Below are 22769 nucleotides of genomic sequence, written 5' to 3'. Positions count from 1 at the left end.
GTTGACTTCACCGTGATTCCCCGGTGCTCCCCGCTCTATCCGGTGCGGTTGTGGTGCAGGGCTGCAGCTTGGTCAATCGGTCCGTCTGAACACCTCATTGGACGTCAGAGGGCTGCCAACCCGGAGGTGTCTTCGGGAGGCCGATCAAGACGTCCATGTTCAAGTACTCCTTGAGGAGCGCCTTCAGGTTGCGTCCGTTGATGAGTTGCATCCTGCCCGTTCGGTGAGCGAAGTCATCGCTTGCTTTTCCGAACCATGAGGTCGTCACCAGGACTCCACGGCTTGCAGCTTTGTCGTGCATCACTCCTGCCAACGCGCGGACTGTCTCAACGGGCACGGCGTTCTTCGACCGCTTCGCCTGGATGGCGAAAACCGTGGTCCCCACTGGGTCACGCTGTACAGCTACAGCGTCCACACCATCATCCCGAGAACCCTGAGTCCGCCAGGTCTCGAAGCCCATCGCTTCGAACAGTTCGCGTACGAGCCGCTCGAAAGCGTACGGGTCCATCTGCAGGAGGTCAGGTCGGCTGTCGAGCCCTGCCACGGCGCCGGCATCCGCGGTGATGCGGTACCTCGACAGGTCGATCTCCACGACCGGGGGTACGGGCTCCAGATCGTGCGGATGACGGGAGACGACAGCGCCCAGGTATTTGAGGCACTCCTGCGCATCGAGCTGGGGTTCGTCCAGTACAAGTTCGTCGAAGTCTTCGCGCCGGGCGACCACGCTCACAAGGCAGGGGTGCACTGGACGGCCGGTCGCGCGGTCCTTGGCACTCACATGCCCGTTGAACACCACAGTGGTTACGAGACCAGGTGGGGTGGTCGAGAACGCTTCGTCCAGTGCCCGCAAGGCGAGGCGTGCAACCAGAGTGCGGTAAGTCTCCTTGGTCTCGGCCTCTTTACGCGGCTGGGCGACGATTTCGGTCCGCTGGACGATAACCCTGTACGCGGCCACGGTCGGCACCACCTCATGCTGCGGCAGTTCGACCTCAATGAGGAGTTGCTGAGCCTCCGGAACATAAGCCGCTCCCGCACCCGCGCGGCACCCTTCGGGCACAGACGAGCCATTGAGCACTTCCTCCACAGCGTCTGCCACGCCCTGCGGGCCCCGCTCAGCGAGTGCAAGCTCGACATACGGGTGCCAACTCGTCAATCTTCTGGGCCGGTCCGTCAGCACCGCCTGGAGTTCCGCCAGGCGCTCTTGGGCCTGGAGCGTGCGTTGTTCTGCCTCATCCTTCAACTGCGCCAATCGAGTTTCACGCGCCTGCTTCTGCCGCTCCTTCTCCGAGCGGGCCTGCTCTCGTTCCCGCTGCTCTGCAGCGCGCTTCCGCTCGGCCTGGCGCTTAGCCAACTCCCGCTCTATACGGGCAACCTCGCGTGCCTGTGCAGCTTGCTCCCGGTCGAGGTGCTTCTCCCCTGCGGCTAACAGACGGGCATGCTCGGTCTCGATCTTGGCGGCTTCCCGCTTCTGACGGCGCCGACGCTCCTCAGCAGCCTTCGCTGCCTGCTGCTCCTTCTGCTGGGCACGCTTCAACTCAGCAGCCTTCGCCTGTTGCTTCGCCTTGTACGCCTCGGCGAGCACTTGCATCACTGACTTGCGGCGCGCCATGAGTCCCCCACCTGCACCTATACTCACGCAACCTTCTAAAGCTGCACTCACACAACGGCCCGCCCCGCCGGGGCACCCCTCAGCGATACCCAGGTCTGTTGAACGGGAATCGTTGTCCATCAACCGCGGACTGGCCACCGCAAGGCCATGAGCTTGGGAAGCTCGTGTGCCTCATGGGCGGGAAGCCATGCTGACCTGCGGCGAAATGACGACAACGCTTGAAGTCCGCCCCCTGAGTTCCCCGGTACTCCCTGTGGCCTTCCGCCTGACCTGGCACGGTTCTGGCACGTCTGCCGGGGCGCCGGCTACGGGAACAAAGACGTTGTCAGTGCGGGCAACCGGATAGTCGGCTCCGGATCATCCCGGGATGCCGAATGGCTTGGCACTCACCTCCTCGTGCACTTTCTCAGTCAAATGGCCGTCCTCCCGTAGAACAGTGAGCGCAGTCCAAGGCATCGGGCTCATTCCGCCCCGAGCACTCGGGACAAGACCAAAAGGTGCCGTTAGCGGATACGGTCACATCTTTGGATGCAGCCCACCGAACCGTCATATCATCGTCGGCGATGGAGGCTGAATGTGCCGCCTCAAATTCCTGGTCCTCTGGTGCGGCCATACGTGCCAACTGAGCCGCACCAGCCCGGACTGCCGGGTCTGTGCTCGTCAGGGCATCTTCACATGCCTTCGAAGGTATGGGCGAACTCAGGCACAATGCAATCGTACCCAAACTCTTGCGCTGCGGCTGTGCCGAAGATATTTGAGCTGCTAGATGGGGCACAGCTCTTTCGTCTCGCAACTGTGTGAGCACCCAGCAGGACAGATGAGCAATCCAGTCAGAGTTTACAAACAATCCGGAAACCATCGTCTCAAGGTGCTCAAGGTCAGGTTGAAGGAACGTCGGATCAGGCTCCCCGAGTGTGGTGAAGATGAAGTCGTATTCTTCCCGGCGCTCGCTTTCATCAGCATCAAGGACGAGCCTCGCTTGGAGAGCGCAGGAACTTACATTGAACCCGCAGATTGAAGCAAAGGAATGTATGTAGGTAGGCAGAAACGAGGCATCTGATTCTGTAGCCTCGCGGTAGTCTCCGACTCCCACTTCAGCAACGCCCATAGCCTCCATGACGCCGACAAGAGCGCGCAATTTCCACCGATCCCTGCGATCAAGGGCTGGCGTTCCGTCCTCTATGGGTAGCAGCGATACAGGGTCGAGAATTTTACCCCACCAGTCGTCCTCGCCGAAAAAATTCACGAGCCTTTTCATATTTCGGGCGACCTGTGACATCATTTCTATTCCTCGGCGGCCCAAGGCCTCGGCAAACGTGGGATAATTGCTGGCCGAGCCGCGCTCGGCAACGTTTTGCAGGTGCTCAAGTACGTCATCCGAGAAATGTTCTAGGTGGTTGAGCGTGAGCAACGCAGCCTTTTCATGCCCTGTCAGAAGAGGCGTGTTGGGGTGAAACACCACACGGCGTCTCGAAATCTGTGTGGGTGGTTGACGGTCAGGTGGTGCGATAGGCATTCGCAGGAGTTCGTACACCAAGTTGATCTCGTCAGCAGCGAGATCGCGGTCCTCAGCGTTCGCGTCTGTCAGTGATACAAGTGATTTCAGAATAGACGCCCGTAGTTCCGTTAGGCCCAAAGAGGCGAACTCGCTGTCTCTAAGCGCTCGAAAGTCGCTTGACATCTTTACTTGCGCCAGACATACCAGATGCACCCATCCAAAACCATCGACCTTCAGCTGCCGAGAGTTCACGTTGCGCTCGATCTTTTCGACTGTGAGGATACCTCTCGCGGATACTTCCTCCGTAGGGGCATAATTCTTCTCTGCATCACGGTATTGGGCACATGTGGCGGTGATAAGTTCCTGAAGTCGGTCCGAAGGAATAGTGGGATCCTTGATTTCAGCTTCGAGAAGCCAGAGCAAGCCTCGCGCTCGAACGGCAGTGTCAGGGTCACCCAAAGCCGCATCCATGAGAAACGTCGAAACGGTTGCGGAAAGTCCTGACGCTAGGGATATAGTTTCCTGCATGCTGGGCTCGCGTATGGATTCCGCTACCCATGAGGATATTGCCGATTGACCCTGGTGCATTACCCAAATAGCGTCGGCGATTTCAACGAACTGCCTGCTCCGTGCTTCCGTTTTGCGGCCATGATTCGTGGCTACAAACACACCTACGCGTTCGTCCCAGAACCAGCGAATCTGCGGTGCTACAGCATCAGCCTCGCCCCTTGAGAGGTCCCACCTGGAGCGAAGCATCAAAACCAAGGCCTCATCGATTTGGTTCGTAGGTACCGCGTCAGTACCGCTGATGGCATGACCTATTGTTGCGAACCCGTCTATGAGATGAGCGGGCTTCAAGGATTCATTCCACGTGCCTGGCGGGTCGATTGTGAGGCGACTCACTTCCCATTTTCTTACGCTGTCTCGAACTACTTCCAGAAGGATCTGTGCCCGACTTTGGGGCAACGCATCAGTTTCTGTGGAAGCGGTTAGGAGCGTGAGGAGCGTAGCCAGCAGAGGAACCTGCCATATGTCGCGATTCTTGTCCTTGGCATCTTCGATGCTTTGTCGCTTTGCCCCAAGCCAAGTGTCCCTCGACTCGATAGGGACTCTCGTTTCAGCTGCAACTCTGAGGACCTTGTCCATCGTGCTATCGAGAAATCTTGGCTCTATGAGGCGAACCTCTTTAAAGCCAAGCTTCCTTGCAGCCGGAATAGTGTTGTCACGGCTGCTGACGATTATGGGAATGCTCGAATCGATCTCGTGCAACATTTCCTCAAGGCCGAGAGATACAAGGCCGGCAAGGTGTCTGCATTCATCGAGACCGTCCAAAAGAAGTGCGACGTTTCCTGCCCCTATTTGCCGTTCGAGTGCCTTCCGTAGTGATCCCCTAAGGTTGGGTTCAAAGTTCAATGTCACGATGTCTAGTATTAGGCTAAGGGTTACATCAGCCGGATCGTTGATGCGTTCTGAGACCTCCTTAAGAGGGACCACAAGGGGAATCGGCGCATCGGCCTGTGCTGACCAGTTAGCCGCGAGCTGATTTATCGCAGTTGACTTCCCTGAGCCGGGTAGACCAACGAGAATAAAACGGTCCCATCTGCGGGCGACTGCCAACAGTGACTTTTCCTTTTCCTCCTCGCTTCCGTTAGACGGTACCGAGACTCGGAATGTTCTGGCGAGGCCAGGCACTTGGATTGTTGGTAGATCCTGCGCCAGAAGGGCGAAGTTGAGCCTATTCTCTCTCTTAGCCCAAGATTCGCGATGCTTGGCAATTGCCAGGTCCTCGGCTGCGACCTGCTGCCCTGGAGTCCCGTATGGGTCCGAGCGTGGCGCGCATCCTGCATCTGAAAGCCAAGCGATCCAGTCTGGAATTCCGCTGCCTTCTCCAGAGGCGGCATTTCCTTGGAAGTTTCGCTGTAGATGCTTGAATGCGGCCTCGCCGAGCCCTGTAGCCACGACGACGCCGTCGAGCAGGCTGACAGCTGTATCGAATTGTGCGTCACCAGGATTCTCTGCTGCGCAAGTGACGCAGTGTGATGCTCGTAGAACCGCGTCTATTGAGTCCTGCCCAATCGTGCTGGAGAACTTACTTGTAACAGCCTGAATGGCACTCCGCTTTGCCCCTGTTTCAGGTCCGGGGAATTCTGATCGCCGGTCATGCAGTGCTGCTTTTAGGTCTCGTACGGGTCCTCGCGGGTTTCGAACGACTAGACCGATCCGGTCTCCATTTCTCAGGGCGTTCGCCTGCTGTTCCCACTGGCGGACTGTGGACGCGAGACTGTGATCATTTCCGCAACTTCTCTTCGCTTGGAAGGCGGTATAACTTCCATCCTTCATGACGCATCGAATGTCGTCGACGGCATCTGACGTCTCGAACTGGAGGGACGTAACTGTTCTGGATTCCGCAGTTCCATCATCCAGGAACGGGAGTGGCAGCCCACGGAGCGCATAGGCTGCTAGTACCGCAGCGAAGCCGCTTCGATGAAGACTTCCTGCTTCGTTTGCTCTCCCGCCAGATGTACTCACGCTTGCATCAGCCTCCTTCACCAGCGCGTCGCTGGTGGCTGGCCTGTCTCACTGAAGCTATTTTGCACTCCTCCCAGCATTGTGCATCGTCTTCAACGAAACTAGCGAAACAAAGCATGACAGGTCGGTGGAGCGGCTTTGGGGTGGCGCTGCTTTGGCGCGAGTGATCATGGCCCCGTAAGCTCCCGGCGCGTCGGGCAGTCTGTGGACCTGCCCGGTAAAGCACGACGTTGGGGCCATGATCTTCGAGGCTCGCGCCAAAGTGGCTCCGTAAAGCCGTGGAGCCGACCGCCCCAGCCACGACGTACCCCTTCTCTGGCATCAGGTGGCTGCATGCTTTGAGCGCGGCACGGGCGCCGGCCGGGCTGGAGCGGGGCGGAGACAGGAGCGCAGGCCCGGCCGGGGGCCGGGCCGCGCGCGGGGAGCGGAGCGAGCCGCCTTGAACTAGTAGAGAAAGTTGTAACTCAGTCGGTCGCATGGGGCTTGAAGTCGTATGCGCAGGCTGGAAGTTCCACGTTTCGCCGATGTGCGAGCGGTAGGAAGATGACCGGCCGTACCGTCCAAGTGATGCGTGTGCCGGCCTGGTCCACCGAGACTGAGCAGGGTTCCGCGCGGAGCAGGGCACGCCTGGTCTCAATGCGGTCCTCATACAGCCACTGCCACGCTTGTTCTGATGCTGCGGCGTCAAGCGCTGGACTGATGATGCGCAGTGCGACGGCTATCCACCGGTCTGCCTGCGTTGCCGAGTACGCGTCGAAGGAAGCGTGCAGCGCCGGCCGTTGGTCCTTGTCGAGGTGTTGCGTCCAGCACTCGCACCAGTAGCCGCGGGGGAGGTCGTTCACGTGGTGCCTCCCGGCGGGTAGGCGATGAGAACGTAGCGGGTGCTCTCGTCGTACAGCGTGAGTTGGTAGGCCGTGCCGGTGGCCAGGTAGGTGAGGGCTCGCTCGTGCTCTGCCTCGTCCGTCAGCCAGTGGCACCCCGGCTGGGCGTATGCGGCGTCGAGCTGGTCTGTGACGTGGCTCGTGCGTTCGCGTAGCCAGCGCAGTGCAAGGTGGGGGCTGGCTGCACCGTGGAATCCCAGCAGGATGGCGCTCGTCTGGTGCAAGGGGTAGGCGGCTGCCCAGCAGCGGTAGGCACCCCAGCTGTCCTCAGTCGATAAGAGGTCCGTGGTCGTCGCTGTCAGCACGGGCGGTCTCCTGGGCGGATATCCCTGTAGAGCTCAGCGGTGACGGTGTGGCCGGCGTCGCTGTCGTGGACCACAACTCGGTGAGCGATCGCCGTCACCATGCCCAGGCCCCGGCCGTGCTCGGCCTCCTGGTCCTGGTGCTCGACCTTCGGGGCCGACCCGGTGCCGCCGTCGTCCGTGACCGACAGGGCGATGACCTGGGGGGAGACCGCGAGGGCCAGGTGGAAGCTGCCGGATGTGAGGCCGCTGGCGGTGTGGAGGATCGCGTTCGCGCTGAGCTCGCTCACGATGAGTTCGGCGTCCTCCGCTAAGGGCGAGCCGCGCAGGATGTCGCGGGTCCATCGGCGGGCTCTGCTGACCTCTTCCGGAAATCCTGGGCAACTGAGCCCCCAGACCCGAGCAGTGCTCGTATACTCGTGCATACAAGTTCCTTCGTGCTGGTAGGCCGCCATGTGCAGCGGGTTCGGGCTAGACGAGTTTCACGCCGTCATGGGCGCGGATGGCCGGCGGGGAAGCCGCGCCCAAAGCGTCCAGGACGCGGATCGCGTACGCCTCGTCGGCGAGTTCGGTGACTTCTTCGCGGGTGGCCCAGCGCAGTGCGCGGGTCTCGTCGCCCGTGGTGGGCGTGCCGTCGGCGGCTTCGCAGCGGAAGACCAGCGAGACGATCAGGCCGGTCATGTTCTTGTAGACGCCGGTGAGGGTCGCGGGAAGCGCGATCTTGACGCCGGTTTCTTCGAGCACTTCGCGCTGGAGGGCCTCGGGGATGGTTTCCTCGCGTTCGAGGACGCCGCCCGGGGGTTCCCACTTGCCGTTGTCTCGGCGCTGGATCAAGAGGGCGCGGCCTTGGGCGTCTACGACGACTCCTGCAACGCTCACGGAGTGCGGACGGTCCATGCTCACGTACCTCGGCCCTCTCGGCTGGCTAGGCTCTCCACCGTAGCAACAACACTCGCCCACTCGTCTAGATACCTAAAGGAGTACACGTGACGTCTCTCCCGAGCCTCCTCGGCGACCTGGACCCCACGAGTGATCGTGCGGTCTTCCGGCAGATCGCCGACCAGCTGCGCGAGGCCATCGACCGTGGGCGATTCAAGGAGGGTGAAAAGCTGCCCTCGGAGGCGGAGCTTGTCGACCACTACGGAGTTTCCCGCATGACGGTTCGAAACTCCTTCTCCATTCTCCAGGGCGAGGGCCTGGTCCACGCCGAGCACGGCAAGGGCGTCTTCGTGCGACCACGACCGCCTGTGCGACGCCTCGCCTCCGACCGGTTCGCCCGGCGCCATCGCGAGCAAGGCAAGTCCGCCTTCATCGTCGAGGCCGACGCCGCCGGCAGTCACCCGCAGGTCGACAGCCTGGAGGTCAAGGAAGAGAAGGCCAGTCAGGACATCTCCACCCGGCTGGGGTCCGTGCGACGTGTGCTCGCCCGCCGGCGCCGGTACCTGCTCGACGGACGGCCGGTCGAGTTCGCCACCTCCTACCTGCCGCTCGACATCGCGCGCGGCACGCAGATCGCCGAACCCAACCCCGGCCCCGGCGGCATCTACGCCCGACTCGAAGAGCTGGGCCATCACCTCGACCACTTCGAGGAGGAGATTCGCGCCCGGATGCCCTCGCCGTCCGAAGTGAAGACGCTCCGCCTGGCCGCTGGCGTGCCCGTGATCCACCTGATTCGGACCGCCTACGACACCGAGGGGCGAGCCGTAGAAGTTTGCGACACGGTGATGGCGGCAGACGCCTACGTCCTGTCGTACCAGCTCCCGGCCACGTGAGGGCCTGACCGGCGGTGGTGCGCGGGGCCGTTCTCTTAAACTCGTACACCCCAACAAGCATACTCGTATAGACGAGTGGGCAAGTTGTGTGGCAAGGTGGTCGGCGTTCCCGGAGATCGGGTTCGAAGACTGCATCTTGTATAGACGAGTAGATGGGAAGAAATCTTGCGCACCATCCGCGTGGAGACCTCGGCCGCAACGATCCTGCTGACCGAGGCGCCCGAGCCCAAGGTCCGCGACCGGCAGACCGGCGAGATCGCCAAGGACAGCGTGCGCGGCGAGGCACTGATGACGATCGGCGTCGTCTACATCGAGGAGGGGGAGTCGTCCCTGATCAAGGTGACCCTGCCGGAGAGCGGGGTGTCCGAGGGGCTGACGCTCGGTGCTCCGGTCTCGCTGCCGGGGCTCGTGGCCCGGCCGTGGGAGAGCGTGTTCAACGGGCAGCAGCGCCACGGCATCGCGTACCGGGCCGCCGCTGTCACTCCGGCCGCCTTCCCGGCCGCCACCGGAGCCGCTGCCTGATGACCGACATAGCGACGCTTCTGGAGGTGGGTGGTCCTGTCGCCGCGCTCGGCGGTGGGGCTGCCTACGCCCGGGCCAAGCACCCCGGGATCTACTGGTCGACGGTCGGCCTGCCGATGTCCACGGCTCGCCTGCTCAGCTCGTACGGCTCGGTCATGGAAGCCTGCGGCCTGTCCGTGGCGCCCTCCCGGCTCCGGGTCCTGGCGGTCAAGGCCACCACCCGTCGCGAGGTCCGCCCCGTCCCGCCGCGTCGCGGCATCATCCGACCCACCACGACCGGGCTCCGGATCCGCCTGCGACTCGCACCCGGGCAGGAACCCGCCGACGTCGCCGCCTCCGCCGAACGGCTGCGGCACGCCTGGGGAGTTCACGCCGTCTACGTCACCACCATCAAGCCCGGTGTCGTCGAGCTGCGGCTTGTCGGCTTCGACGTGTTGCGCAAGGTCCGCATGCCGCGCAAGGTCGCTGCCGACTTCCTGAGGGTTCCGGTGGCCCTGCGGGAGGACGCCACACCCTTCGTACGCGACTACCGAACCGTCCCCCACGGCCTCACGCTCGGCGCCACCCTGTCCGGCAAGTCCATGTACCTGCGGCATCTCGTCTCCGGACTCGCCCGACAGCCCGTCGCCCTGGTCGGCATCGACTGCAAGCGGGGCGTCGAACTGGCTCCCTTCGCTCCGCGTCTGTCGGCTCTCGCCACCGACCCTGACCAGGCCGCGGAGTTGCTGCCCGCGCTCATCAAGGAAATGGAAGACCGCTACGACCTGATCAAGGCCCGGCAGGGCATCGCCCCGGCCACTCCGGACGAGGAAGTCACCTCCGACATCTGGGGACTCCCCGAGCATGAGCGGCCCGTGCCCATCGTCCTGCTCGTGGACGAGGTGGCCGAACTCTTCCTCGTCGCAACGAAGAAGGAAGAGGAACGGCGGGACGAGATGGTCACGCAACTCATCCGCCTCGCCCAGCTCGGCCGTGCCGCCGGCATCTACCTGGAGGTCTGCGGGCAGCGGTTCGGCGCCGAGTTGGGGAAGGGCGCGACCATGCTGCGGGCCCAGTTGACCGGCCGTGTCTGCCACCGCGTCAACGACGAAGCCTCCGCCAAGATGGCACTCGGCGACATCGCCCCCGAAGCGGTCTCCGCCGCCTGCGCCATCGCCCCCGAACAGCCCGGCCTCGCCATCGCCGGTGACACCTCCGGCGGCTGGTCACGCATCCGCACCCCCTACCTCTCCCTCGCCGACGCCGCCAAGACCTGCCACGCATCGGCCCACCTGGTCCCCGACCTGCCCGCACTCAAGCCCTTCCGGCCAAACGTGCCTGTGCGGCTGGTCGCGCCCCTGGCTCCGGTCGTGAAGCCGCGCCCGGTGACCGACTGACCTGCCCTTCCCCAACCGGTCGGCGTGACCGTCTCGCGCCAGGTCCCTACCCCTGCCATGCCTGAATCCGGAAGGAGCCGCAGCATGCGCGCCCAACTGGCCCGTATCGATGCGGTGCTCATCCAGGCCGTCATCGCCGCCGCCCTGTCGTTCGCCCACCTGCACGACGTCGCCTCGGCGGCCGGACAGGACGGGTGGAAGGCGTGGGCCTACCCGGTCTCGGTCGACCTGCTGCTTGTCGCCGCTTGGCGCCGACTGCGGAACGGTGACGCGAAAGCCGCTGGGTGGTGCTGGTTCGTCATCGCGCTCGTCGCATCCCTCGGTGCCAACGTCGCTACGGCTGGGCTGCTCGACATGGACCACGTGCCGGCCTGGCTGCGCATCCTCGTGGCGGGCTGGCCCGCGGTCGCCTTCCTCGGCGGCACGCTCCTCGCTCACTCGACACCGACTGAGCAGGCCGATCCCACCGCGAGCCAAGCGACCGAGACTCGGGACCAGTTCGAGGACATCGAGGACATCGAGGATCAGGAGGGGACGCCCGCCCCTGCACTGGAGCTCCCGGAACCCCCGGCCGCCGAACCGGACCCGATCCCGGCCTCTGCTCCTCCGCCCGCCGTCTCCGTCCCGGCCGCCTTGGTGGAGCACGCCCGCAATGTCGCCGCCGAGCACCACACCCGCACCGGAACGGCCATCGACACCCCAACCCTCCGTGCCCGACTCGGCGTCGCCCCGCCTATGGCCGACGCCATCGCCGCCCAGCTCTGAGAGGAGAGATCCATGAGCGCCAACCGCCGTTTCCGCTCCGTCACCCGCATCGGCCCTGTTCAGGTCGGCACCTCCTACGACGGCCGTGGCCGAGAGAAGCACACCGCCGCCTGCACGGCCCCGCGCTGCGGCTTCTCCGCCGACTACGACAGTCGCGCCGCCGCCGAACTCGCCGCCCGCACCCACCGCTGCCCCGTCCGCTGAAAGGACTCGCACCCCGTGACTGTCAGCCTGCCGCTCGTCGTAGTCCTCGGCTTCTTCGCCTGGGGAGCGGTCAAGTTCCTCGGCGTCCGTACCTGGATCGTCGTGCTGATCGCCCTCTTCGGCTTCTGGCTCTCGCACACCTTCATGGCCCCGGCCATCGAATCCGGCACGCGCTCCGGCGTGGACGTCATAAACGGCTCACACGACTAGACGAGTAGGCAAGGAGAGCTTCGCTGTGTTCCTGCCCAAGTACCCCGCCAACCCCACCCCGCCGCCCGCGCACAGCCACACCACGGTTGATCCGGCACCCGTGCAGCGCACGGCTCCGCAGATCTCCGTCAGTACCGGAGCGGTCGCGGCCGTCCTCGTCGGCGGTGTCGTCCTGACCGCGCTCCTGGCCGCCGTCGCCGTCACGGCCATCTCGGTGGCAGTCGCCGCCGTCGTCCTGCGCTCGATGCTCCGCGACCAGCTCCGCCGCTGACGCCCCAGCTCCACCAGACCACCGGGGCGGACTGACACCGCCAAGCATCCGTCGCCCCGGGGGCTTTGTCCCTCCTGACCGAAGCCAGAAGGAGAACCACCATCTTCACCCGCGAGACTTCGCCCCCGCTCCAGGAACTCGGCGAACTGGCCGCCCTCGGCACCATGCCGGCTCTACTGCGTCAGCTCTCCGGCCTGGGCGGCTGCACGCATCCGATTCGCCTCGACGGCCACCGGACCGAGTACGACGTGAACACTCGGACCGGTGAAGTCGGAGCCGTCCTCCACCACCTCGACTCGACGACCCTCCCGGCCGGTCACCTCCTGGTCCGCTGCAACAACCGCCGCACGACCCGCTGCGCGGCATGCGCGGAGGTGTATCGCCGCGACACCTTCCACCTGATCACCTCCGGCCTGCGCGGAGGCAAGGGCGTCCCGGAACGCGTCGCCGCCCATCCCCGCGTCTTCGCCACCTTCACGGCCCCCGGCTTCGGCCCGGTCCACAACCGCCCCACCGGCCCGGCCCGAACCGTCCGCCCCTGCCGCTGCGGCATCGTGCACGACCAGGACGACGCTGAACTCGGCACCCCACTCGACCCCGACACCTACGACTACGAAGCCGCCGTGCTCTGGAACGCGCACGCGGGTGCACTCTGGCGCCGTCTCTCCACCTACCTCCGCCGCGAAGTCGCCAAGCGCGCCGGCCTCACACAACGCGCTTTCCGCCAGCACGCCCGGGTGTCCTTCGCCAAAGTCGCCGAGTACCAGAAACGCGGCGCAGTCCACTTCCACGCCGTCATCCGCATCGACGGCCCGGAAGGTGGCGACACCCCACCGCCCGCCTGGGCCACCGCCGAACTCCTCACCGATGCCATTCGCGCTGCCGCAACCGCAGTCTGCGTCGACGGCCCCGTCATCGACGGCCGCACCCACACCTTCACCTTCGGCCGCCAACTCGACGTCCGGACCATCCGATCCGCCGACTTCAACGACGGCCAGGAGCTCACCGAACGGGCCGTAGCGGCGTACGTCGCCAAGTACGCCACCAAGGGCGCCGAGACCGCGACCGGGGCCCTCGACCGCCCGCTGAAGTTCCTCGCCGAACTCGCACAGCTCGACATCAGCGACCCACGCCCGCCGCATGATCCGAACCGCCTGGACCCTCGGCGCCCGCAAGGAACTCGAAGAACTCCGCCTCCGAGCCTGGGCTCACATGCTCGGCTTCCGTGGCCACTTCTCCACCAAGTCCCGCCGCTACTCCACCACGCTCGGCGCCCTTCGTGATGCCCGTGCCGACTGGCGCCGCGCACAGGCCGTGCCGACTGTCCCGGAGGGCGGCGAAAGCACGCTCGTCCTCGCTCACTGGGTGTTCGCCGGAACCGGCCTAAGTGCCGCAGAGGCTTGGCTCACTGCCTCTCTCGAACCCGCCCCCGGAACGGAAGGAGAGCCAACCCATGGCTGACCGACGCCGTTCCGCTGCGGAAATGGCAGCCGCTTCGCGCGCCCTGCCCTCTCGGTTCCTGACTCCTGACGACCTTGTAGAAATGTTCGAGCTCCCCAGCGTCGAGACGGTCTACCAGTGGCGCCGCAAGCGCACCGGTCCCCGAGGCTTCCGCGTCGGCCGGCACTTGCGCTTCGACCCGGCGGACGTGCAGGCCTGGGTGGACGCTCAGCGGGAAGGGGTGGCTGCCTGATGGCCGGGCACATCCAAGACCGCTGGTACAAGACCGAGGTCGGGCCCGATGGGAAGACACGCAAGGTCAAGAGCGAGCGCTACGGCTCTGGTATGCGCTATCGCGCGCGCTACGTCGGTCCAGACGGCACCGAGAAGTCGAAGAGCTTTCCTGACCGGCAGAAGCGGCTGGCGGACCAGTGGTTGGCTCACACGGAAGCGGACATGGCGCGTGGGCAGTACATCGACCCGCGCGCGGCCCGGATCACGTTCCAGCAGTACGCCGAGAGCTGGGTGACCCACGCGCCGGATCCGAACACCCAGGCGTCGATGGAGTCGCAACTTCGGCTGCATGCCTATCCGTATCTGGGCTCGCGCCCTCTCGGCTCCTTCCAGCCCTCCCACATACGCGATTGGGTGCGGCAGCTCCAGGAGAACGGCGTCCGTGGCTCGTACGCCCGGACGATCTACTCCAACGTGCGGGCAGCACTGAGTGCGGCCGTGGACGACGGACATCTTCCCCGGAACCCGTGTGCTGCCCGCTCAGTCCGTCCACCGGCTGTGGACACCAAGCGCGTCGTCCCATGGACGCCGGAACGGGTCTTCGCCGTCCGGGCCGGCATGCCCGAGCGCTACCAAGCCATGGTCGACCTGGGCGGCGGCTGCGGCCTCCGTCAGGGAGAGATCCTAGGGATCGCCGTCGACGCCATCGACTTCGCGTCGGACACGCTGCACGTGGTCCAGCAGCTGAAGCTGAGCCGCAGCAAGCCCGTGTTCGCCCCGCCCAAGGGTGGCAAGCTGCGGGATGTACCGCTTCCTGGGCCGGTCACAGAAGCACTCCGGGCACACACGAAGCAGTTCCCGCCGACCAAGATCACCTTGCCGTGGAAGGTGGCCGACGGGCCTCCGCTGACCAAGCAGCTGATCTTCACCGGACCTCGCGGCGGCCACGTCTGGCGTACGTCTCTCAACGAGGAGGTCTGGAAGCGTGCGCTGGCCTCGGCCGGGGTGATCCCCGAGCGCAAGCCGGGTGAGTCGTACGCCGAGTCCCGCGAGAACGGCATGCACGCCCTCCGCCACTTCTATGCCTCGGTGCTCCTGGACGCCGGGGAGAACATCAAGGCCCTCGCCGAGTACCTCGGTCACTCAGACCCGGGCCTGACGCTCCGCGTCTACGCGCACCTCATGCCGTCCAGCCAGGAGCGCACGCGAAATGCGATCGCTCACGCATACGAAGAATTTAGGCACAGAATCTGAGCATCGCTGGTTTCCGGGGCTCTAAAAGAGAGCCCTCGATGCTCCATTCCCCACCTGGTTTGCAATCTTGCAAGCGAGCAAGAACCCGGTGCAAGATTGCACATCCAGGGACAGAGAGAGTCTCCCTCGCCAGGGAGAGTCCTCGCTGTTCAAGACGCTGAACAAACCATCCAACTCATGGAACGGCGACCTTCTACTTTTCTACTGCGGAAGTAGAATCCATCTCCTAGCTGCGCGTTTGTCCTGCGAAGCAAAACTGTGAAAAGGTCTCGCCACATGCGAATGCCGCCCGGCCAGGGGCGGCATTCGTTTCCATTTCCGCGTTCGGAAGCCGTAACTAGAAACCGACCACAGAAGGAGGCCACATGGTCCCACGCCTGGGTGTCACCGTCGACATCTCCCCGCGAGACCTGCCACTCCCACTCATCGGCGTAGCCGGCGGTGCCCTCGCCCTCTGGGCCGACGCACCTCCTGAGATCGCCCTCCCCGTTGCCCTACTGATCGTCCTCGACATCCGCGTCCACCGCTGGCGTCGCCCCACTTGACGGCCCCATCAAGCAACTGACGGCCCAGAGACGGCCCCAGCACAGCAGCAAGGCCCCCACCAGCGGAGAAACCGCAGGTAGGGGCCTTGATCAGCTCGGGTTACTTCTTCTTGCCCTGGTTCTTGACCGCCTCGATAGCCGCCGCAGCAGCCTCCGGGTCCAGGTACTTGCCCCCGGCGTCACCGGGTTGAAGTCGGCGTCGAGTTCGTAGTACAGCGGGATGCCCGTGGGGATGTTCAGGCCCGCGATGTCGGCGTCGGAGATGCCGTCGAGGTGCTTGACCAGGGCGCGCAGCGAGTTGCCGTGGGCGGCGACCAGGACCGTGCGGCCGGTCAGGAGGTCGGGGACGATGCCGTCGTACCAGTACGGGAGCATGCGGACGACGACGTCCTTCAGGCACTCCGTGCGGGGGCGCAGCTCCGGCGGGATCGTCGCGTAGCGCGGGTCGTCCGACTGGGAGAACTCCGTGCCGTCCTCGAGGGGCGGGGGCGGGGTGTCGTAGGAGCGGCGCCACAGCATGAACTGCTCCTCGCCGAACTCGGCGAGGGTCTGGGCCTTGTCCTTGCCCTGGAGGGCGCCGTAGTGGCGCTCGTTCAGGCGCCAGCTGCGGTGGACCGGGATCCACTGGCGGTCGGCCGACTCCAGCGCCAGCTGGGCCGTGCGGATCGCCCGCTTCTGGAGGGACGTGTGGACCACGTCGGGGAGGAGATCGGCGTCCTTCAGGAGCTCGCCACCGCGGACTGCCTCCTTCTCGCCCTTCTCGTTGAGGTTGACGTCCACCCAGCCGGTGAACAGGTTCTTCGCGTTCCATTCGCTCTCGCCGTGGCGGAGGAGGATCAGCTTGTACGGTGCGTCGGCCATGCGTCCGAGCGTAATCCACGGCTTTGGCAGGGTGCGCCCCGCGCCCGAAGGGCGGACGGTTGACGGGATCTGTTAATCCAGTGGCCTCGTCCACGAGCGCGCTTGTAAGTTGCGGCTGCCTGCTTAGCCACTTACATCCGGTTGCGTGCATCCGGGTACACCCGGGGGACCCCCTATGCCACTCGCCGCCCTGAGACGTGCCACCCGGGAGACCGTCTCCGGGCTCCCTCGCGAGTTCTGGTGGCTGTGGACGAGCACGCTGGTCAACCGGCTCGGGGCGTTCGTCGCCACCTTCATGGCCCTGTATCTCACCCTCGACCGCGGGTACTCCGCCACCTACGCCGGTCTCGTCGCCGCGCTGCACGGTCTCGGCGGGGTCGTCTCGTCGATCGGGGCCGGCGTCATGACCGACCGGCTCGGGCGGCGGCCCACTCTCCTCGTGGCCCAGGCCTCCACCGCGGTCTCCGTGGCCGTGCTCGGGTTCGTGCACCATCCCGTGGCCATCGCCGCCGTGGCGTTCGTCGTCGGTGCCGCCTCCAACGCCTCCCGGCCCGCCGTGCAGGCGATGATGGCCGACATCGTCCGGCCCGAGGACCGGGTGCGTGCCTTCTCCCTCAACTACTGGGCCATCAACCTGGGGTTCGCGATCTCCTCCATGGCCGCCGGGTTCATCGCCGAGGTCAGCTACCTCGCCGGGTTCCTGATCGAGGCGGGGATGACGGCCGTCTGCGCGGTCGTGGTGTTCGTCAAGCTGCCGGAGTCGCGGCCCGAGCGCACGAAGACGGAGCAGGCGGGCGAGGACGAGGTGCGGCTCGGGACCGTACTGCGCGACCGGCGCTTCATGAGCGTCGTCGGGCTGTCCTTCCTCGTCGCCCTGATCTTCCAGCAGGGTGCGGTGGGACTGCCGGTGGCCATGGGCGAGGCCGGGTTCTCCGCGGCCGACTACGGCCTCGCCGTCGCCGTCAACGGTGTCCTGATCGTCGCGCTGCAGATCCCGGTCACCCGGTTCATCGAACGCCGGGACGCGGGACGGATCCTCATCGTCTCGTCCCTGCTCGCCGGGTACGGCTTCGGCCTCACCGCCTTCGCCGGGTCGGTCGGCGTCTTCGCGCTGACGGTGTGCGTGTGGACGCTGGGCGAGATGCTGAACGCGCCCACCCAGACCGGCCTCGTCGTCCGCCTCTCGCCGGCCCAGGGGCGCGGGCGCTACCAGGGCATGTACACCATGTCCTGGTCGGTCGCGGCCCTGGTCGCGCCCCTGATGTCCGGCCTCGTCATCGACCGTTTCGGCGCCGAGTGGCTGTGGGGACTGTGCGCGGTCGTCGGGACGGCGGCGGCGATCGGATACGGCACCCTGATGCGCCGCGTACCCACGGAGGAACCGGCCACCGCCGGCATCCCGGCCGACGCGAAGCCGGAGGTCAGCCCGGCCGCCTGAGTACCCGATCAGGCGGAGCCGCCCTGGGAATGGAGGCGGAGGCTCACGGATGCATCCGCGCCCCCTTGATCACCTTGTCCACCGCGTTCCTCGGCCCGTAGACCGCCAGCCCCACCAGATCCAGCTCGCTCGTCGGCACCGCCCGTACCGCCGCCCGGTTGTCGCGGTCGTTGCCCGTCGTGAAGAGGTCGGAGGTGAAGACCGTGCGCGGGAGGGAGCGGGAGAGGGCGCGGGTGTGGGCCGTCGTCAGGGTCTCCTTGGTGCCTTCGAAGACCAGGACCGGCTGGCGGAACATCGGCAGGTAAGGCACGCCGTCCGCGTCCTCGTACGGCTCCCCGACCACCTCGGGGAGCTGCGTCCCCAGGCCGCTGACCAGGAAGGCCGTGACGTTCAGCCGCTGCCAGGTCTCCAGGTCCTCGCGCAGCAGGACGGCGATCTTGGTGTCGAAGCGGACGGGTTCCGCGGTGCTCGTGTCGTTCATACGTCGAGACTGGCGGCCGCCGTACAGCCGCGTCTTGTACGTTCTTTGCATGGCCGCCGCACGGGATCGCCAGGAAGTCTCCGCGTGGCGCCCCTCCGTCCCGGGCGTCACCGAGGTCTTCCACGCCCACTTCACCGAGTACGCGTACCCGATGCACGTGCACGAGGCGTGGACGCTGCTCATCGTCGACGACGGAGCCGTGCGCTACGACCTCGACCGGCACGAGCACGGCACCCCGCACGACACGGTGTCGCTCCTCCCGCCGCACGTCCCCCACAACGGCTCCCCCGCCACCCCGCACGGTTTCCGCAAGCGGGTGCTGTACCTGGACGGGACCCGGCTCGGAGACGACCTGATCGGGCCGGCCGTGGACTCCCCCGACCTGCGCGACCCCGTCCTGCGGCTGCGCGTGGGCCAGTTGCACGCCGCCCTCGCGCAGGCCGGCGACGAGCTGGAGGCGGACAGCAGGCTGACCCTGATCGGCGACCGGCTCCGTGCCCACCTGCGGCCCGGCACCCTGACGGACAGCCCGCGACGCGACCCCGCCCTCGCCCGCCGGCTGCGCGAACTCCTCGACGAACGCGTCGTCCAGGGCATCGCCCTCGACGAGGCCGCCGGGCTCGTCCAGGCGCATCCCGCCCATCTCGTACGGTCGTTCAGCAGCGCATACGGCATCGCCCCGCACCAGTACCTGATGTCCCGCCGCGTCGACCGCGCCCGCGGGCTGCTGCTGGAGGGCCGGTCGCCGGCCGACGTTGCCGCCGCGACCGGGTTCTACGACCAGTCCCATCTCACCCGGCACTTCCGGAAGCTGGTGGGCGTGCCACCGGGGCGCTATCGCAGCAGCTCGCGCTGAGCGTCGTACAGGTTGCGCGGGCGCACGACGTCCGTCGTGCCGTACAGCTCCAGGCGGGAGTGCAGGTCGCCCACGAAGTCGGGTACGTCGATCTGGTCGAACTCCCTGACCTCGTTCAGGCCGACGGTGGCGGAGTAGGGCGCCAGGCCGTCGAGGCGGATCATGCCCGCGCGGCCGTTCGTCACCCGGACGTTCCAGTGCGTGAAGCGCGCGCCGAACAACGGGCCCGCGCTCGCGTCGCCGCCGTGGCGGCCGTCGTTGTGGACGGTGATGTCGGTGCGGACGTTGGCGAAGGGCAGGCCGCGATGGCTGTCGAACGTGCCCATCCGCATGTCGCCGCGCGACCAGACGTTGTGGGAGGACAGGCCCTCCACGTTGATGCCGTGCAGCTGGGTGCCGGAGGGGGCCGGGGTCGTGCGGGCCTCGATCGTGAAGTCCTCGATCAGGTTGTCGTGCGAGCCCTCGCGGCAGAAGTAGGGGTGGTGACTGCCGCGGCCCGCCACACGCGTGTGCCGGAGCGTACAGGCGGAGGCGGCAACCAGGCCGAAGCCGTTGTCGACGTGGCGGACGGTCACGTCGACCGCCCAGCAGTCGTAGGCGCACTGGAAGACGACACCGTTGTGGCCCTTGTCGAGGAGGTGGGGTTGCTGGGGGGTCTCGGTCGCCTCCAGGGTCAGGCCCTCGACTCCCGATCCCGTCAACTCCTGTATGTGGGTGGTCAGTTGCGGGTCCCATTCCGGGCGTACGTCGAGCGGGAGCGGGCGTTCGAGGGTGACCCTGCGGCCGTGGACCCGGGCGATGCGGACCGGCCATTCGTAGGGGACGTACGACGTCAGCTTCGTCTTGTCGTCCCAGGTGTACGCCTCGGGGCCCGGGCCGCCGCCGCACATGTGCTCCAGGAGGGTGTGGCCGGTGTCGTCGGCCAGGCGCAGGAGGACCAGGGCACCGGGGCGGAGTGCCGACGGGTCCGTGACCGTGACCGTCCGGTCGCCCTGCCGTGCGGGCTCGACCCTCGTCAGCGGGCGCCACTCGTCGCGCCGGTTGCCCGTCCAGCCCTCGTAGGGCCAGGCCTTCGCCCTGATCGCGGCGACCAGGGAGTCCCAACGGGCCGTCGGGGCCAGCCAGATGAGGCCGCCCGCCCAGGACCAGGACGACTTGTCGCCGCCGTAGCGGGAGCCGTAGGCGCCGATCAGTTCGGTCAGGTTCTTCGTCGCGAACAGCGTCGTACGGCCGCTGCCCGCGCCACGGAGGACCACGTTCGAGTGGCCGATGCGGATCACGTCGTCGATGCGGAACGTGCCGGGCGGGATGGTGACCGTGCCACCGCCGGCCCTTCCGGCGGCGGCGATGGCACGGTTGATCGCGGGGGCGGAGTCGGTCGTGCCGTCTGCCACGGCACCGAAGTCGCGTACGTCGGCGACGACTCGGGGGCGGGGGAAGCGACTCGCGCCGCCTCGGCAGCCCGCTCGGCCCACGTAGGGGATCTGCGGGTGGGTGAAGGGGGTGCGGGCGAACTCGTGCCAGAGGGGCGGGACTTCGGTGGCAGCGGCGTGTGCCCTGCCGGTCGCCGCGCCGAGCGCCACGGCCGTGGCGCCGGCGAGCAAGGTCCGTCTGGTGAGATGCGCATGGCCCATGGCCGTACGTCCTTCCATGCGGCTCTTCATGGATGTGAACGACGTTCAGAAGTGCGGTGGGCGTGAGCATGGCACGGCCCTGCGGACGCACGGAAGGGGTCGTGCAGGGTGAGTTGGTGCGGACCTTTGCGCCGGCCTCAGCCCGTCGCTATGTCAGTCCGGCGGGCGTTGGGTCAGATGTGTGAACGCGTCCAGGTTCCGCGTCGACTCGCCGCGCGAGACGCGCCACTCGTACTCCTTGCGGATCGCGGACGCGAAGCCCAGCTCAAGGAGGGTGTTGAAGGCGCCGTCCGCCGCCTCCAGGACCTGGCCGAGGAGGCGGTCGATCTCGTCGGGGGCGACGGCGGCGAGCGGCAGTTTGGCGGTGACGTAGATGTCGCCGAGCTGGTCGACGGCGTAACTCACGCCGTAGAGCTTGAGGTTGCGCTCCAGGAGCCAGCGGTGGACGCCGGGCTCGTTCTCGTCGGGGTGGCGGATGACGAAGGCGTTGAGCGACAGGGAGTGGCGGCCGACGATCAGGGAGACGGTCGTCGAGAGCTTGCGGGTGCCGGGGAGCTTGACGACGTAGGTGCCGGGAGTGGGGGTCTCCCACTCCAGGTCCGCGTCCTTCAGGGCTGCCTCGACGACCTGCGATGCCTTCTGTACGTCAGCCATGGTGGGAGCGTACGCGACGCCGGTAGGCCTGGGTCGCGGCCGCGTAGACGTCCGCCGTGGCGGCCGCAGAGGTGTCCCAGCCGAAGGACAGGGCGTGCCGTGCGGCGGCGTCGCCCATCCGCGGGGACAGATGCGGGTCGTCGGCGAAGGCGCGCAGCACGCGCGCGTAGTCGGCCGGGTTGTGGCCCTGGACCAGGAAGCCGGTACGGCCGTCCCGGACCGCGACCGGCAGGCCGCCCACCGCAGCCGCCAGCACGGGTGTGCCGGCCGCCTGTGCCTCGATGGCCACCAGGCCGAAGGATTCGCTGTACGACGGCATGACCAGCAGCGATGCCGCCCGGAACCAGTCCGCGAGCTGCTCCTGGCCGACGGGCGGCCGGAACCGTACGACATCCGCGATGCCCAGGCGGGCGGCCAGCTTCTGCAGGCCCTCGGGCTTGGCGAGGCCGCTGCCGCTGGGGCCGCCGACGATCGGGACGTGGATGCGGGAGCGCAGCTCGGGGTGCTCGTCCAGGAGCACGGCCACCGCGCGGAGCAGGATGTCCGGGGCCTTCAGGGGCTGGATGCGGCCTGCGAAGAGCGGGATCAGGGCGTCCTGCGGCAGGCCCAGGCGGGCGCGGGCGGCTGCTCGGCCGTCGGCGGGCGAGAAGCGGGTGAGGTTCACGCCGGGGTGCACGACGGCGACCTTGTCGGGGTCGGCGGCGTAGTGCCGTACGAGTTCGTCGGCCTCCTCGGCCGTGTTGGCGATCAGGCGGTCGGCGGCCGTGACGATCTGGGTCTCGCCGATGACGCGGGCGGCGGGCTCGGGGGTGTCGCCGTCGGCCAGGTTGGCGTTCTTGACCTTGGCCATGGTGTGCATGGCGTGCACCAGGGGGGCGCCCCAGCGCTGGGCGGCGAGCCAGCCGACGTGGCCGGAGAGCCAGTAGTGGGAGTGCACCAGGTCGTAGTAGCCGGGGCGGTGGCCGGCCCAGGCCTGCATCACGCCGTGGGTGAAGGCGCACAGCTGGGCGGGGAGGTCCTCCTTGTTGAGTCCCTCGTAGGGGCCGGCGTCGATGTGGCGGACCAGGACGCCGGGGGCCAGGTCGACGGTGGGCGGGAGGCCCGTGGCCGTCGTGCGCGTGAAGATCTCCACCTCGATGTTGATCGCGGCGAGGCGCTGCGCGAGCTCGACGATGTAGACGTTCATGCCGCCGGCGTCGCCGGTGCCGGGCTGATGGAGCGGGGAGGTGTGCACGGAGAGCATGGCCACGCGGCGGGGGCGGCGGTGGAGCCTGAGTCGCGAGGGGGCCGCCGGGGAGCGGTGCCTGAGCCTGCTGACGTACTGGCTCACGTGGCGTTCCTCCTTGGCTACGGGCATGCCTGCTGGAGAGTGCGAGCGCCCTCCAAGGCGGTGCAACGCCGGAGGGAGGGGTTCCCATTCCTGGTGGGGCGGT

22 protein-coding genes and 2 pseudogenes are annotated in these 22769 nt (G+C 66.6%); 13 read left to right on the top strand and 11 right to left on the bottom strand.

Going from position 1 to position 22769, the window contains the following annotated elements; genetic code table 11:
- Positions 1–94: 94 nt before the first annotated feature.
- From OHO27_RS22680 to OHO27_RS22655, 6 genes are all read right to left on the bottom strand, one after another.
- Positions 95–1609 (bottom strand): restriction endonuclease, encoded by a 1515-nt coding sequence (locus OHO27_RS22680; protein ID WP_328426728.1) that lies wholly within the window; start codon positions 1607–1609, stop codon positions 95–97.
- 406 nt (positions 1610–2015) lie between these two features.
- A complete protein-coding gene (locus OHO27_RS22675; protein WP_328426726.1) occupies positions 2016–5636 on the bottom strand; it encodes a hypothetical protein in 3621 nt (1206 codons plus the stop codon).
- A 464-nt stretch (positions 5637–6100) separates the two neighbouring features.
- Positions 6101–6478: a hypothetical protein gene (locus OHO27_RS22670; protein WP_328426724.1), complete on the bottom strand. Its 378-nt coding sequence runs from the start codon at positions 6476–6478 to the stop codon at positions 6101–6103.
- Positions 6475–6741: a hypothetical protein gene (locus tag OHO27_RS22665; RefSeq protein WP_328426722.1), complete on the bottom strand. Its 267-nt coding sequence runs from the start codon at positions 6739–6741 to the stop codon at positions 6475–6477. The genes OHO27_RS22670 and OHO27_RS22665 overlap by 4 nt, the downstream gene beginning before the upstream one ends.
- Positions 6742–6815: 74 nt before the next feature.
- Positions 6816–7244 (bottom strand): ATP-binding protein, encoded by a 429-nt coding sequence (locus OHO27_RS22660; protein WP_328426720.1) that lies wholly within the window; start codon positions 7242–7244, stop codon positions 6816–6818.
- 46 nt (positions 7245–7290) lie between these two features.
- On the bottom strand, positions 7291–7698 hold the full coding sequence (locus OHO27_RS22655; RefSeq protein ID WP_328426718.1) for an NUDIX hydrolase: 408 nt from the start codon (positions 7696–7698) through the stop codon (positions 7291–7293).
- A gap of 107 nt (positions 7699–7805) precedes the next feature.
- Here OHO27_RS22655 and OHO27_RS22650 point away from each other — a divergent pair, with 107 nt between their 5' ends.
- The 11 genes and pseudogenes from OHO27_RS22650 (at position 7806) to OHO27_RS22600 (ending at position 15412) form a co-directional block, all read left to right on the top strand.
- Positions 7806–8591: a GntR family transcriptional regulator gene (locus OHO27_RS22650; protein WP_030944579.1), complete on the top strand. Its 786-nt coding sequence runs from the start codon at positions 7806–7808 to the stop codon at positions 8589–8591.
- A gap of 165 nt (positions 8592–8756) precedes the next feature.
- Complete coding sequence (locus tag OHO27_RS22645) at positions 8757–9113, top strand: SCO3933 family regulatory protein (RefSeq protein ID WP_328426715.1); 357 nt, start codon at positions 8757–8759, stop codon at positions 9111–9113.
- Positions 9113–10489 (top strand): FtsK/SpoIIIE domain-containing protein, encoded by a 1377-nt coding sequence (locus tag OHO27_RS22640; RefSeq protein ID WP_328426713.1) that lies wholly within the window; start codon positions 9113–9115, stop codon positions 10487–10489. The genes OHO27_RS22645 and OHO27_RS22640 overlap by 1 nt, the downstream gene beginning before the upstream one ends.
- An 84-nt stretch (positions 10490–10573) precedes the next feature.
- Positions 10574–11254 (top strand): DUF2637 domain-containing protein, encoded by a 681-nt coding sequence (locus tag OHO27_RS22635; RefSeq protein ID WP_328426711.1) that lies wholly within the window; start codon positions 10574–10576, stop codon positions 11252–11254.
- Between the two features lie 12 nt (positions 11255–11266).
- On the top strand, positions 11267–11458 hold the full coding sequence (locus OHO27_RS22630; RefSeq protein WP_004986816.1) for a mobile element transfer protein: 192 nt from the start codon (positions 11267–11269) through the stop codon (positions 11456–11458).
- Positions 11459–11473: 15 nt separating this feature from the next.
- Positions 11474–11668 carry a hypothetical protein gene (locus tag OHO27_RS22625; RefSeq protein WP_147998878.1) on the top strand — a complete coding sequence of 65 codons (195 nt, stop codon included), beginning with the start codon at positions 11474–11476 and terminating at the stop codon, positions 11666–11668.
- Positions 11669–11693: 25 nt separating this feature from the next.
- Positions 11694–11939: a SpdD protein gene (locus OHO27_RS22620; protein ID WP_328426707.1), complete on the top strand. Its 246-nt coding sequence runs from the start codon at positions 11694–11696 to the stop codon at positions 11937–11939.
- A 164-nt stretch (positions 11940–12103) separates the two neighbouring features.
- Positions 12104–13400: pseudogene (locus OHO27_RS22615) on the top strand (replication initiator).
- Entirely contained in the window at positions 13393–13632 is a 240-nt protein-coding gene (locus OHO27_RS22610) for a helix-turn-helix transcriptional regulator (protein WP_328426705.1), read from the top strand. The pseudogene OHO27_RS22615 and the gene OHO27_RS22610 overlap by 8 nt, the downstream one beginning before the upstream one ends.
- Positions 13632–14867, top strand: a complete 1236-nt coding sequence (locus OHO27_RS22605) for a tyrosine-type recombinase/integrase (RefSeq protein ID WP_328426703.1) — start codon at positions 13632–13634, stop codon at positions 14865–14867. Before OHO27_RS22610 ends, OHO27_RS22605 begins: the two co-directional genes overlap by 1 nt.
- Positions 14868–15232: 365 nt before the next feature.
- Positions 15233–15412 (top strand): hypothetical protein, encoded by a 180-nt coding sequence (locus OHO27_RS22600; RefSeq protein WP_138054498.1) that lies wholly within the window; start codon positions 15233–15235, stop codon positions 15410–15412.
- A gap of 100 nt (positions 15413–15512) precedes the next feature.
- Here the strand turns inward: OHO27_RS22600 and OHO27_RS22595 are convergent.
- A pseudogene (locus OHO27_RS22595) lies at positions 15513–16273 on the bottom strand (phosphoglyceromutase).
- Positions 16274–16448: 175 nt separating this feature from the next.
- On the opposite strand from OHO27_RS22595, the gene OHO27_RS22590 reads away from it, so the two are divergent.
- A complete protein-coding gene (locus tag OHO27_RS22590; RefSeq protein WP_328426697.1) occupies positions 16449–17711 on the top strand; it encodes an MDR family MFS transporter in 1263 nt (420 codons plus the stop codon).
- Between the two features lie 43 nt (positions 17712–17754).
- Here OHO27_RS22590 and OHO27_RS22585 read toward each other — a convergent pair whose 3' ends face one another.
- Complete coding sequence (locus OHO27_RS22585) at positions 17755–18192, bottom strand: DUF2000 domain-containing protein (RefSeq protein ID WP_328426695.1); 438 nt, start codon at positions 18190–18192, stop codon at positions 17755–17757.
- Between the two features lie 49 nt (positions 18193–18241).
- On the opposite strand from OHO27_RS22585, the gene OHO27_RS22580 reads away from it, so the two are divergent.
- Positions 18242–19048: a helix-turn-helix transcriptional regulator gene (locus OHO27_RS22580; RefSeq protein WP_328426693.1), complete on the top strand. Its 807-nt coding sequence runs from the start codon at positions 18242–18244 to the stop codon at positions 19046–19048.
- Here OHO27_RS22580 and OHO27_RS22575 read toward each other — a convergent pair.
- The 3 genes from OHO27_RS22575 to mshA form a co-directional block, all read right to left on the bottom strand.
- Positions 19027–20682: a glycosyl hydrolase family 28-related protein gene (locus OHO27_RS22575; protein ID WP_328430511.1), complete on the bottom strand. Its 1656-nt coding sequence runs from the start codon at positions 20680–20682 to the stop codon at positions 19027–19029. The genes OHO27_RS22580 and OHO27_RS22575 overlap by 22 nt on opposite strands.
- Positions 20683–20835: 153 nt before the next feature.
- Complete coding sequence (locus OHO27_RS22570; RefSeq protein ID WP_328426691.1) at positions 20836–21336, bottom strand: YbjN domain-containing protein; 501 nt, start codon at positions 21334–21336, stop codon at positions 20836–20838.
- Positions 21329–22666: a D-inositol-3-phosphate glycosyltransferase gene (gene mshA, locus OHO27_RS22565; protein WP_328426689.1), complete on the bottom strand. Its 1338-nt coding sequence runs from the start codon at positions 22664–22666 to the stop codon at positions 21329–21331. Before mshA ends, OHO27_RS22570 begins: the two co-directional genes overlap by 8 nt.
- Positions 22667–22769: the final 103 nt, after the last annotated feature.

Source organism: Streptomyces sp. NBC_00443 (genome assembly GCF_036014175.1).
Taxonomy (GTDB): domain Bacteria; phylum Actinomycetota; class Actinomycetes; order Streptomycetales; family Streptomycetaceae; genus Streptomyces.
Note: the sequence above shows the minus strand (reverse complement) of the source record. Positions and strands in the feature narration are given on the sequence as shown.